Source organism: Streptomyces sp. NBC_00019, from assembly GCF_045041015.1.
GTDB lineage: Bacteria > Actinomycetota > Actinomycetes > Streptomycetales > Streptomycetaceae > Streptomyces.
This window is the reverse complement of record NZ_CP108302.1, coordinates 8,684,009-8,696,513: the sequence shown is the minus strand read 5'-3', so window position 1 is coordinate 8,696,513 and position 12,505 is coordinate 8,684,009. Positions and strand designations below refer to the sequence as shown.

At 69.4% G+C, this 12,505-nt stretch carries 8 protein-coding genes; 5 read left to right on the top strand and 3 right to left on the bottom strand.

All coding sequences use genetic code 11. From position 1 onward, the window contains the following. Window positions 1-2: 2 nt before the first annotated feature. The 3 genes from OHU89_RS40195 to OHU89_RS40185 form a co-directional block, all read right to left on the bottom strand. Complete coding sequence (locus tag OHU89_RS40195) at window positions 3-3,056, bottom strand: alpha-mannosidase (RefSeq protein WP_405649986.1); 3,054 nt, start codon at window positions 3,054-3,056, stop codon at window positions 3-5. 94 nt (window positions 3,057-3,150) lie between these two features. Then, window positions 3,151-4,488 (bottom strand): 6-phospho-beta-glucosidase, encoded by a 1,338-nt coding sequence (locus OHU89_RS40190; protein ID WP_046256246.1) that lies wholly within the window; start codon window positions 4,486-4,488, stop codon window positions 3,151-3,153. Further along, on the bottom strand, window positions 4,485-5,249 hold the full coding sequence (locus tag OHU89_RS40185) for a DeoR/GlpR family DNA-binding transcription regulator (protein ID WP_405649984.1): 765 nt from the start codon (window positions 5,247-5,249) through the stop codon (window positions 4,485-4,487). Before OHU89_RS40185 ends, OHU89_RS40190 begins: the two co-directional genes overlap by 4 nt. 152 nt (window positions 5,250-5,401) lie before the next feature. Here OHU89_RS40185 and OHU89_RS40180 point away from each other — a divergent pair, with 152 nt between their 5' ends. Genes OHU89_RS40180 through OHU89_RS40160 form a run of 5 tightly spaced genes read left to right on the top strand, consistent with a single transcriptional unit; the run spans window position 5,402 to window position 12,482 of the window. Then, window positions 5,402-6,421 (top strand): carbohydrate kinase family protein, encoded by a 1,020-nt coding sequence (locus OHU89_RS40180; RefSeq protein WP_405649982.1) that lies wholly within the window; start codon window positions 5,402-5,404, stop codon window positions 6,419-6,421. A 51-nt stretch (window positions 6,422-6,472) separates the two neighbouring features. Continuing rightward, window positions 6,473-7,759: an ABC transporter substrate-binding protein gene (locus OHU89_RS40175; protein ID WP_405649980.1), complete on the top strand. Its 1,287-nt coding sequence runs from the start codon at window positions 6,473-6,475 to the stop codon at window positions 7,757-7,759. Further along, a complete protein-coding gene (locus tag OHU89_RS40170; RefSeq protein ID WP_405649978.1) occupies window positions 7,759-8,709 on the top strand; it encodes a carbohydrate ABC transporter permease in 951 nt (316 codons plus the stop codon). The genes OHU89_RS40175 and OHU89_RS40170 overlap by 1 nt, the downstream gene beginning before the upstream one ends. A gap of 12 nt (window positions 8,710-8,721) precedes the next feature. Next, window positions 8,722-9,561 carry a carbohydrate ABC transporter permease gene (locus OHU89_RS40165; protein WP_405649976.1) on the top strand — a complete coding sequence of 280 codons (840 nt, stop codon included), beginning with the start codon at window positions 8,722-8,724 and terminating at the stop codon, window positions 9,559-9,561. Beyond that, window positions 9,558-12,482 (top strand): glycoside hydrolase family 2 TIM barrel-domain containing protein, encoded by a 2,925-nt coding sequence (locus OHU89_RS40160; protein ID WP_405649974.1) that lies wholly within the window; start codon window positions 9,558-9,560, stop codon window positions 12,480-12,482. The genes OHU89_RS40165 and OHU89_RS40160 overlap by 4 nt, the downstream gene beginning before the upstream one ends. The last annotated feature ends 23 nt before the right edge of the window (window positions 12,483-12,505 follow it).

The window sequence follows — 12,505 nt, the reverse complement described above, 5'->3', positions numbered from 1 at the left end:
GGTCAGTTCACCTCGGCACGCTTCAGTCGCAGGGTGAGGATCTGGAAGGGGCGCAGCGTCACGGGGACCGTGCCGTCGACGGCCGCCTCGTCCTCGGTCAGGGGTCGCTCCAGCAGGTCGGTCACCCTGGCCCCGGCGAGCGGGAAGCCGGTGCGCAGGACACCCTGGGCGCGGCCGCCGCGGGACTCGTAGAGCCGTACCACCACATCGCCCGAGGTGTCGTCGGCGAGCTTGACCGCCTCGACGGTGATGCCCTCGCCGTCGACGGAGACGACCGGCTCCGGCTCGCCCGCCGAATCGGCCACGCGCAGGGGCAGGTTGAGGGCATATCCCTCGGCGACCGCGTCCTCGATGCTCGCGCCGGGCAGCAGGGAGTAGGTGAAGCGGTGCTTGCCCTGGTCGGCCTCCGGGTCCGGGACGCGCGGGGCGCGCACCAGGCTGAGGCTGACCTTGGTCGTCGTACCGCCGTCCTCGCGGACCGTGCGGGAGACGTCGTGGCCGTACGTCGAGTCGTTGATGACCGCGACGCCGTAGCCGGGCTCCCCGACGTGCACCCAGCGGTGGCCGGAGACCTCGAAACGGGCCGCCTCCCAGCTGGTGTTGGTGTGGGTGGGGCGCTGGATGTGGCCGAACTGGATCTCCGCGGAGGAGTGCGGGGCGCGGATGTCGACCGGGAAGCCCGCCTTGAGGATCTTCTCGGCCTCGTGCCAGTCGATCTCGGTCTCGAAGTCGATACGGGGGCTGCCGGCGCGGACGGTGATCGTCTGGGTGATCTTCGAGCCCTTGCCGAAGGAGCGGGTGACGCGGATCGCCCCGAGCAGCGGGTCCTGCTCGACGACCGTCACCGCGTCCGCCTCCAGCAGGTCGGTGAAGCGGTTCTTGTAGTGCTTGTCGATGTCCCAGGCGTCCCAGTAGTTCGGGAGGTCGGTGTGCAGGCGGAGGAGGTTGCCCTGCTCCGCGAGGACTTCACGCTTCGCCCGAAGATCGTATACAGACGACAGTGTTCCGTCTTCTGCCACCTGCACACGGACGAGACCGTTGTCGAGGACGCGGCCCTCGACCGTCACCGGGTGCGCGGGCTCGGCGGCGGCGAGGGGCGCGCTGCCGCTCGCGGGCACCGTCACATACGTCGGTACGCCCGAGCCGTCCCGGACCACGTCCGTGCGGTCGTACGGGCTCGTGTTGAAGACCCGTGCCCCACCGCCGCCCAGGGCCGCGACCGCCTCCGTCGTCAGCACCTCCAGCTCCTCGGCCACCCGCGCGTATTCGGCCTCCGCCTCGCGGTGCACCCAGGCGATGGACGATCCCGGCAGGATGTCGTGGAACTGGTGCAGCAGGACCGTCTTCCAGAGGCGGTCCAGCTTCTCGTACGGGTACGCGTAGCCCGGCGCGTGCAGGGCGGCCGTCGTCGCCCACAACTCGGCCTCGCGGAGCTTGTGTTCGCTGCGGCGGTTGCCCTGCTTGGTGCGGGCCTGGGAGGTGTACGTGGCGCGGTGGAGCTCCAGGTAGAGCTCGCCGTTCCAGACGGGGGCGTCCTCGTACTCGGCGCGGGCCTTGGCGAAGAACTCGTCGGGGTGCTCGACGACGACCTTGGGCGAGCCCTCCAGGTCCGCGAGGCGCCGGGCGCGTTCCATGATCTCGCGGGTGGGGCCACCACCGCCGTCGCCCCAGCCGAAGGGGGCCAGGGAGCGCGAACCGGCGCCCTTCTCGGCGTAGTTGCGGACGGCGCGGTCCATCTCCTCGCCGCTGAAACGGGCGTTGTAGGTGTCGATCGGCGGGAAATGCGTGAAGATGCGGGTGCCGTCGATGCCCTCCCACCAGAAGGTGTGGTGGGGGAACTTGTTGGTCTGGTTCCAGGAGATCTTCTGGGTCAGGAACCACTCGTTGCCGGCGAGCTTGGCGAGCTGCGGGTAGGCGGCGTTGTAGCCGAAGGAGTCCGGCAGCCAGACGCCCTTGGTCTCGATGCCGAAGTGCTCGATGAAGAACCGCTTGCCGTGGACGAGCTGGCGGGCGATGGCCTCGCCGCCGGGGAGGTTGCCGTCGGACTCGACCCACATGCCGCCGACCGGGGCCCACTGGCCCTTCTTCACGGACTCCTGGATGCGGGCCCACACGTGCGGGTAGTTGTCGCGCACCCACTCGTACTGCTGGGCCTGGGAGCAGGCGAAGATGAAGTCGTCGTACTCGTCGGCGAGCGAGGTGACGTTGGAGAAGGTGCGCGACGTCTTGCGCTTGGTCTCGCGGATGGGCCACAGCCAGGCCGAGTCGATGTGGGCGTGCCCGACGCCGGAGACCGTGTGCGCGCTGGCGTGGGCGGGCTTCGCCAGGACCGGGGCCAGCACCTCGCGGACCGCCGCCGCGCTGCCGGAGATGTCGTCCAGGTCGAGGGCGTCCATGGCCCGGTCCAGGGCGTGCAGGATCTCGTGGCGGCGCGGCTCGTGATCACCGAGGTGGACCATGACGCCGAGCAGCACCTGGAGGTCCAGGTCGAGGTGCCAGACCTCCTCGTCGAGGACGGCGATGTCGGCGCGCTGGAATGTATACAGTGGACGGTCGCCTGCCGTCAGTACATCGCCGAGCAGTGTCGGAGCCTCGAAGTTGTTCGCCAGGATGTCGGGGTTGGACGCCGCCTCGACCAGGTAGTCGATCTGCTCCCCGCCCGTCGCCGGGTTGGCGATCGGCACGTACTGGTTGAGCGGGTTGACCGCCTTCAGGGGACGGCCGTCGGGCAGGTGGACCAGCGCCTCGGCCTGGTTGCCCGGCCAGTCGCCCACGAAGCCGAGGTCGATGACCGCCTCGACACGCTTCCCGGCGAACTCGGCGGGCACTTCGCCCCGCATCCGGAACCAGGTGGTGCCCCAGGGCGGACCCCACGGGGTGTCCATCGCGAAGGGCGCGTACCGGGCCGCCGCGGCCTCCTCGAAGGGGACCGGCTCCCCCGGCGCCTGCCAGGCCTCGACCTCGAAGGGGACGGTGGCCGCGTAGATCGCGGGCTTGATGCGCTGGTTGTGGAGGCGCTCTACGCGTTCCTCGATCCGGCGGCGTTCGTCGTGCATGAGAGGTCTCCAGGAAGGGAGCGAGCGGGTGGAAGCGGAGGCAGGCGGGCCGGGCGGGGCACAACGAGGGAGAAAGCGCTTTCCCCTCGTGTGCTCACTTAAGGTACGCCAGGCCCGGATGGACCTCGGTGTAGCCCTCGACCAGTCGCCGGGCGACGTTCACGGAGTCGACGAGCGGGTGCAGCGCGAACGCCTTCACCGCCGTCGTACGGGAGCCGGACTCGGCGGCGGCCAGCACCTCGCGCTCGACCGCCTTGACCGAGCAGACCAGGCCGCTCGCGTGGTCGGGCAGCGGGGCGACGGCGACCGGGTGGGCGCCGTTGGCGTCGACGAGGCACGGGACCTCGATCACGGCATCGTTGTCGAGCACCGAGAGGGTGCCCTGGTTGCGGACGTTGAGGATCAGGGTGGTGCGCTCATCGCGGGCGATGGCCCGCATCAGGGCGAGGGCGACCTTCTCGTAGCCGCCGGACAGGTCGTCGGCGTCGCGCTCACCGGCTCCGGCGCTCTCGCGGTTCTCGGACATGTAGGTGGCCTCGCGCTCGGCGCGCGTGCGGTCCCAGGCGGTGAGGGCGGCCGCGTCCGGGCGGCGCATCTCCTCGTAGAAGGCGGCCTGCTGGTCGGCGAGGAAGGCGCCGCGGGTCTTCTCGGCCTGCTGGTAGGCGCGGACGGTCTCGCGGTTGAAGTAGTAGTAGTGCAGGTATTCGTTGGGGATCGCGCCGAGCGACTGCAGCCAGTCGACGCCGAAGAGCTTGCCCTCCTCGAAGGAGCCGAGCAGTCCGGGGTCGGCGAGCAGCCGCGGGAGTTCGTCGCGGCCGGCGACACGCAGGCCGCGGACCCAGCCGAGGTGGTTGAGGCCGACGTAGTCGATCCACGCCTCGTTCGGGTTCGCGCCGAGCACCCGGGCGATACGGCGGCCGAGGCCGACCGGTGAGTCGCAGATGCCGATGACGCGGTTGCCGAGGTGGCGGGACATGGCCTCGGTGACGAGACCTGCCGGGTTGGTGAAGTTGATGACCCAGGCGTCGGGGGCGAGGCGGGCAACCCGCTGGGCGATGTCGACGGCGACGGGGACCGTGCGCAGACCGTAGGCGATACCGCCGGCGCCGACCGTCTCCTGGCCGAGGACGCCTTCGGCGAGGGCCACCCGCTCGTCGTCGGCGCGGCCCTCCAGGCCGCCGACGCGGATCGCGGAGAAGATGAAGTCGGCGCCGCGGAGCGCCTCGTCGAGGTCGGTGGTGGCGGTGACCGTGGGGGCGTCGTCGACGGTCGATGCCTGTTCAGCCAGTACCCGGGCGACTGCATACAGTCGGCTGTCGTCCAGATCGTGCAGAACGACTTCCGTGACCCGCCCCTCGGCGCGGTCCGTCAGGAGCGCCCCGTACACGAGCGGCACGCGGAATCCGCCGCCGCCCAGAATCGTCAGCTTCACGCTTGAACCTTTCCTGCCACGACCACCTCGACGCCCGCCTCCTCCAGGGAGGCCCGCGTCGCCGCGTTCACCGGCGCGTTCGTCACCACCACGTCCAGGTCCTCGGGACCGCAGACCTTCGCCATCCCCGTACCCGGGAACTTCGCCGCGTCGGCGAGCAGCACGATCCTCTCGCTCGCCTTGATCATGGCGCGCTTGACCGGCACCTCGACGACCGTCGTGTCCATCACCTGCCCACCGGGGCGCACTCCACTGGTGCCGAGGAAGAGCCAGTCCGCGTGCAGCTGGCGGAGGTTGTCCTCGGTGAGGAAGCCGACCAGGGAGCGGTACTCGCGGCGGACCATGCCGCCGAGCAGGACCAGTTCGATGCCCTCGTCGTCGGCGAGTTCCTCGTAGACCACCAGGTTGCTGGTGATCACGGTGAGACGGCGGCCGTGCAGCTGGCGGGCCAGGCGGTAGGCGGTGGTGCCGATGTCGAGCAGCACCGACTGACCGTCCTCGATCAGCCCCGCCGCATGCGCGGCTATGACGTCCTTCTCGGCCACCCGCACCTCGGCGACCTCGGCGAAGGGCTGGTCGCCCTCCTCGGCGCGGGCGCCGCCGTGGACACGGGTGAGCAGCCCGTCCTCCTCGAGTTTGACCAGGTCACGTCTGATCGTGGCGGGGCTCACACCCAGCTGCTCGGAGAGGTCGGTCACGGCCGCGGGACCGCCGGAGCGCAGGGCCCGCAGGATGAGTTGATGTCGTCGTTCTGCCAGCACGACGTGAACAGTACTCGTCATTGCCAATCATTTCCATGCTCACTTCTGCTCAGGTATTGACCAATGTCGCGGAGCGGCGCACGATTCCGGTCATCGAATTTGAAGAGTTTTGACGAGCTCCGTCGTGGAGCGCCGGACGAGAGGATGTGCGCGTGGACGACGACCGGCCCGATGTACTGCTGACCGGGCTGCTCTTCTACGACCTCGTCCTCACGGGTCTGGGCAGGCCGCCGACGCCGGGCGAGGAGATCTGGACGGCCGGCATGGGCTGCGGCCCCGGCGGCATCGCCAACCTGGCGGTCGCCGCGTCCCGCTTCGGCCTGCGGACCTCCCTGGCGACGGTCTTCGGCGACGACTTCTACGGCGAGTACTGCCGGGACGTCCTCGACGACCAGGAGGGCGTCGACCTCTCGCTCTCCCGCACCGCGGACGGCTGGCCCACCCCCGTCACCGTCTCCCTCGCCCACGGCGACGACCGGGCCCTGGTCACCCACGGCCAGGAGCCCCCGTTCTCCCAGGACGCGCTGATGGGCGACCCGCCCGAGGCGCGCACGGCCCTCGTACACCTGGAGGCCGAACCGCGCGACTGGCTCACCAAGGCCGCCGCGAACGGCACGCAGATCTACGCCGACGTCGGCTGGGATCCCACCCAGCAGTGGTCCACGGACCTGCTGGACCAGCTGAAGCTGTGCCACGCCTTCCTCCCCAACGAGACCGAGGCGATGGCCTACACCCGCACCGACAGCGCGGTCGCGGCGCTCGGCACGCTCTCCGAGCTGGTGCCGGTCGCCGTGGTCACGCGGGGCGGGGACGGCGCGGTGGCCGTGGACCAGACCACGGGCGAGTACGCGGACGTCCCGGCCCTCGACATCGATGTCCTGGACGCGACGGGCGCCGGGGACGTGTTCGGCGCGAGCTTCGTCGCGGCCTCGCTCGGCGGCTGGCCGCTCGAGGAGCGGCTGCGGTTCGCGGTGCTCGCGGCCGGGCTGTCCGTCCAGCATCCGGGTGGGGCGCTGGCCGCACCCGGCTGGTACGGCGTCGACCGCTGGTGGCGGTCGCTCGCCGACCGCGAACTGAAGACTGCATACGGTTTTCTGTCCGACCGGATCCCGGCCGACCCCGGGCCTCCCGTCCAGTACGCCCCCGTCACTCCCCCCGCACGGCAGTTCTGACCCCCCGTACATATGCGAAGACCCGAAAACCCCCGAAAGGCGGTGGGAGCTGTGCGGCTCTCACGAAGAGGCCTGCTCCGCGCGGGCCTGGCCGGTACGGCCGCCACGGCGCTCGGCGGCCTGGCGTCCGGCTGTGCCGTTCCGACCGGCTCGACCGGCCGGAACATGGTCCTGTGGTACTGGAGCGGCGGCCTGAGCGACACCGTCGTCAAGAACGCCAAGGCCCGCTACGACAGTTCGGTCGACCTCCAGGCCATCCAGATCGGCGGCCAGTACCGCTCCAAGCTCATCACCACGATCACCGGCAAGGCCCACATCCCCGACATCGCGGGGCTCAAGGGCGAGGACATGGCCGCCTATCTGCCGAACGCGGACCAGTTCATCGATCTGCGGACGCTGGGCGCGGAGAAGTACAAGAGCCAGTACCTGTCCTGGAAGTGGGACCAGGGCATCGCCGACGACGGCACGATGGTCGGATTCCCGATCGACTGCGGGCCGGTCGCGCACTACTACCAGTACGAGATCTTCCGCAAGGCGGGGCTGCCGTACGAACCGGCCGACGTGTCCAAGGAGTTGAACACCTGGGAGAACTTCTTCGCCGCGGGTGAGCAGCTCAAGAAGCGGATCCCGGGGACCATGCTCCTCACGGACGTCAACTCCGTCTTCGAGAACGTCGTACAGCAGGGTTCCAAACGGTACGTCGACAAGGACCGCCACTTCATCGGCGACCAGGAGCACGTACGCAACGCCTGGGCGCTCGCCGTGGAGGCCAAGCGTCGCGGGATCGTCTCCGACCTCGTGAACGGCACCCCGGACCAGCTGTCCGCCAAGCAGGACGGCAAGCTGCCCAGCGAACTGGGCGCCTCCTGGGCGGCCTTCGACATCAAGAACGGTGTGCCGAAGACCAAGGGCAGGTATCGGGTAGCCGACATGCCGGTGCGGCCGGCCAACAACGGCGGCTCGTTCCTGTCGATCACCAAGGCGTGCCGCGAGCCCGAGCAGGCCTTCGAGATCATCACCTGGATCCTCGACGCGGCCAACCAGGCGCAGGGTTACGTCGACGCGGGCCTCTTCCCCTCCACGCCCGCCTCGTACGCCCTGAAGCAGATGCAGGAGCCGGACGACTTCTTCGGCGGCCAGGTCACGACCGACATCTTCGGGCCCGCCGCGCAGAAGATCGCCGTCGCCTACAACAGCCCGTACGACGTCGCCCTCGGGCAGCCCATCAAGGACGAGATCAAGAACGTCGGCGTCCTCGGCAAGGACCCGAAGAAGGCCTGGAGTGACGCCATGAGCAAGTGCCGTCGCATCGCGAAGCACCTGGGGGTGAGCTACTGATGGCCGTACTCGAGCAGACTCCGCCCGCTGTCGCACAGCCCTCCTCGTCACAGCCGAAGAAGGGCTTCCGCAAGTACTGGCACCTGTACGCCGCCATCTCCCCCTTCTACCTGATCTTCCTCGGCTTCGGTCTGTTCCCGGTCGGCTTCTCGCTCTATCTGTCCTTCCACCGCTGGGACGGCCTCGGCTCGATGGAGTGGGCCGGGCTCTCGCAGTACCGGTACCTGCTGAGCGACAGCGACTTCTGGAACTCGATCGGCAACACGATCACCATCTGGGCGATGGCCACCTTCCCCATGATCCTGCTGGCGATGATCACGGCCGTGATGCTCAACTCGGCGGTCCGGTTCAAGAGCCTGTACCGCGTCGCGTACTTCCTGCCGAACGTCACCTCGGTCGTCGCCATCGCGATCGTCTTCGGCTCGATCTTCTCCACCAACGCCGGCATGGTGAACGCGGTCCTGCACGCGGTCGGGATCGACCAGGTCGCCTGGCTGAACACGCCCTGGGGCATCAAGGTCACCATCGCGGCGCTGATGACCTGGCAGTGGACCGGCTACAACGCCATCATCTTCCTCGCCGGCCTCCAGACCGTCCCGAGCGACCTGTACGAGGCGGCGCGCATGGACGGCGCCGGGCCCGTCCAGACCTTCTTCCGGATCACGCTGCCCCTGCTGCGGCCCACGCTGCTCTTCGTACTCGTCGTCTCGACGGTCACCGGCCTGCAGAGCTTCTCCGAACCACAGGTCCTGCTCCAGACCTCGTCCAACGACTCGACGTTCGCGGGCGGTCCGGGCCACTCGGGCCAGACGATGGTCCTCTACTTCTTCCAACAGACCTTCGACAACAACGACTTCGGGTACGGCGCCGCCGTGGCGTGGGGCATCTTCCTCGTCGTCGTCCTCTTCTCGATCATCAACTGGCGCCTCGTGCAGCGCCGGGGCGACTAGGAAGGGCGCATCATGCCATCCATCAAGGGGTCCCACCGCAGAGGGATCGCGCTGCACCTCCCGCTGATCCTCGGCACGCTGATCTCGGCCTTCCCGTTCTACTGGGCCGTGATCATGTCGACGCACAGCTCGACGGAGATCTTCTCGTACCCGCCGAAGCTGCTGCCGGGCACGCACTTCCTGGAGAACGTCCGCAATCTCTTCGACGCCATCGACTTCTTCGGGTCGATGTGGAACTCGCTGCTGGTCGCGGCGTCGGTGACCTTCCTGGTCCTGCTCTTCGACTCCCTCGCCGCGTTCGTCTTCGCGAAGTTCGAATTCCCCGGCAAGGGGCCGCTGTTCGGGCTGCTCATGGTCATCTTCATGGTGCCGGCGCAGCTGTCGGTCATCCCGCAGTTCGTCCTCATGGCGAAGATCGGCTGGATCGGCTCGATGACCGCGCTGATCGTGCCGGCCGCGGCCAACGCCTTCGGCATCTTCTGGATGCGCCAGTACATGAAGACCGCCATCCACGACGAACTGCTCGACGCCTCCAGGCTCGACGGCGCCAACTTCCTGCGCCAGTACTGGCACGTGGCGCTCCCGGTGGTCCGCCCCGGCCTCGCCTTCCTCGGCATCTTCACCTTCATGGGGCAGTGGAACGACTTCGCCTGGCCCCTGATCGCCCTCACCAACCCGGACAACGTGACCCTCCAGGTCGCGCTGTCCCAGCTCAACGGCACCCACGGCACCACCGACTACGGCATCGTGATGACCGGTGCGCTGCTCGCCCTCGTCCCGCTGCTGATCGTGTTCGCGGTCGGCGCCAAGCAGATCATCGGTGACCTCGCGAAGGGGGCCGTGCGCGGATGACGAGCGATCCCCTGCTCGCCCTGCGTCCCTGGGAGGCACCCGAGGTGACCTCCTGGGGGCGACTGCCCATGAACGCCGTCGACCGGCGCTCCGGAGCACTCCCCCTGGACGGCGACTGGAACTTCCAGCTGCTGCCAGCTCCGGACGCGCCGGTCGGCGGTCCGTGGTCGACGGCGTACGTGCCGGGTGTCTGGACGATGCAGGACACCGACGACCTTCCCCAGTACACGAACATCCGTATGCCGTATGCGGAATTCCCGCCCCTGTCGCCTGTATACAGAAACCCGACGGGTGTGTACGAGCGCACGGTCGGCATCCCCGCCGAGTGGACCGGCCGCCGGATCGTGCTCCAGGTCGGCGCCGCCGAGAGCGTGCTGCTCGTGCAGGTGGACGGGCGGCCGGTCGGCATCTCCAAGGATTCCCACCTCGTCGCCGAGTTCGACCTCACGCCCTTCGTCCGGCCCGGCGAGCGCGCCACCGTACGCCTCACCGTCGTCAAGTGGTCCGACGCCTCGCACATCGAGGACCAGGACCAGTGGTGGCACGGCGGGATCACCCGCTCGGTGCTGCTGTACGCCACCGACCCGCTGTATCTCGCGGACGTGACCGTACGGGCCGCGTACAGCGGTGAGCTGCGGGTCGACTGCCGGGTGCGGGACGCGGCCGGCGCGCTTCCCGACGGGTGGTACGTCACCGGCGAGCTGGACGGACGGCTCCTCGCCCAGGACGCGGAGTTCGACCGCGCCAACGTCGAGGACGAGCGGGTCTCCGACTTCCTCGGCGAGGTGCGGCTGCACACCACCGTCCCCGACGTGCGCACCTGGAACGCCGAGACGCCCGAGCTGTACGGCCTGACCGTCCGCCTGCACCGCGCCGACGCGACGGTCGCCGACACCTCGTACCACCGCATCGGCTTCCGCGACGTCGAGATCGTCGGCCGCAACCTCCTCGTCAACGGCGAGCGGGTGTTCATCCGCGGTGTGAACCGGCACGACTTCCATCCGCTGACGGGCCGGACGGTGTCGTACGACGACATGCGCGCGGATCTCGTCCTGCTGAAGCGGTTCGGCTTCAACGCGATCCGCACCGCCCACTACCCGAACGACCCCGGGCTGTACGACCTCGCCGACGAACTCGGCTTCTACGTCGTCGACGAGGCGGACATCGAGTCCCACGACCATGCCCATGAGATCGCCGACGACCCGCGCTATCTGAACGCCTTCGTCGACCGGGTCTCGCGGATGGTGCTCCGCGACAAGAACCATCCGTCGGTGATCATCTGGTCGCTGGGCAACGAGTCCGACTACGGCGCCAACCACGACGCCGCGGCGGGCTGGGTGCGCCGGCACGATCCGACGCGGCCGATCCAGTACGAGGGTGCGGCCAAGCTCGACTGGGCGGCGACGGACGACGCCTCCGACATCGCCTGCCCCATGTACGCGCCGCTGGAGGACTGTGTCGCCCACGCCCTGTCCGGCGAGCAGACCAGGCCGCTCATCCAGTGCGAGTACTCCCACGCCATGGGCAACAGCAACGGCACGCTCGCGGACCATTGGGCGGCCATCGAGTCAACGCCAGGTCTTCAGGGTGGGTTCATCTGGGAGTTCTGGGACCACGGCATTCTCCAGCGTGTGAACGACGGAAGACCGGTCGGGCGTGGGGGCGCCGGGCTCTGTGACAACGGTGTCGCCGCGCCTGGCCATCGCTGGGCGTACGGCGGCGACTTCGGCGAGACCATCCACGACGGCGCCTTCATCGCCGACGGCGTCGTGTTCCCGGACCGCACTCCCAAGCCCGCGATGTACGAGCACCGGGAGATCTCGGCGCCGGTGCGTATCGAGTGCTTCAAGCACGAGGGCATCGTGCTCGGCAACCATCAGCACTTCCGCGGCCTGGACTGGCTGGCCGGCGAGTGGGAGCTGTCGCTCGCCGACGGTCACACGCTGACCGCGCCCGCCGAGCTGCCGGATCTGCGGCCCGGTGAGACGGCGGTCGTACCGCTCCCCTTCGAGGTACCGCGTGGGGGCGGCGAGGCCTGGCTGACGTTGCGGGTGACGACCGCGCGGGACGAGGCATGGGCGCCGCGGGGCACGGTGGTGTGTCTGCCTCAGGTGCGGCTGCGCGAGGCTGCCCCGGTCCCCGCTTCCCCGGAGAACCGTTCCGTCGAGGTCGACGCCGACGGGCTGCTGGTCCACCCCCTGCTCACCGCCGCCCCCACCTTGTCCCTGTGGCGGGCGCCCACCGACAACGACGAGCTGGGCGGCATGGCGCTGCGCTGGCGGACCTGGGGGCTCGACTCGCTCGTCCGCAAGGCGGTGTCGGTGCGGGAGGACGACGGCCGGACGACCGTGGTCGCGGAGTACGCCGGCACGCTCGGCGTCGTGCGGCACCGGCAGGTTCTCACGCCGGTCGAGGGCGGCGTACGGATCGACGAGGAGGCCGAGCTGCCGGCGGAGTTCGACGACGTGGCGCGGGTCGGGTCGGTGTTCGAGACGGTGGCGGGCCTGGATCTGCTGGAGTGGTTCGGGCAGGGGCCCTGGGAGTCGTACCCGGACCGGAGCGTTGGAGCGCCCGTGGGTCATCACTCCGTGCCGGTCGACGAGTTGTTCACCCCCTATCTGCGTCCGCAGGAGAGCGGCGGTCGCCACGGCGTACGGCGCTTCACGCTCTCGGCGCCCGACGCGACCGGGCTGACGGTCGCGCTCGACGAGCCGCGCCAGGTCTCCGTGACCCGCTACCGCGCGGAGGACCTCACCTCCGTCACCCATCACGACCAACTGGTGCCGCGCGCCGGGTGCGTGGTGCACCTCGACGCGGCCCACCGGGGTCTCGGCACGGCTTCGTGCGGCCCCGACACCTTCCCCTCCTACCTGGTCGCACCGGGTGTCCACCGCTGGAGCTGGACCCTGCGCACTCTCTGAACTCCACCGGATTTCACCCCTTT

Excerpts from the sequence above, each read along its gene's own strand:
- OHU89_RS40160 (WP_405649974.1), top strand. The coding sequence starts at position 9,558 with ATGACGAGCGATCCCCTGCTCGCCCTGCGTCCCTGGGAGGCACCCGAG.
- OHU89_RS40195 (WP_405649986.1), bottom strand. The coding sequence starts at position 3,056 with ATGCACGACGAACGCCGCCGGATCGAGGAACGCGTAGAGCGCCTCCAC.
- OHU89_RS40165 (WP_405649976.1), top strand. The coding sequence starts at position 8,722 with ATGCCATCCATCAAGGGGTCCCACCGCAGAGGGATCGCGCTGCACCTC.
- OHU89_RS40170 (WP_405649978.1), top strand. The coding sequence starts at position 7,759 with ATGGCCGTACTCGAGCAGACTCCGCCCGCTGTCGCACAGCCCTCCTCG.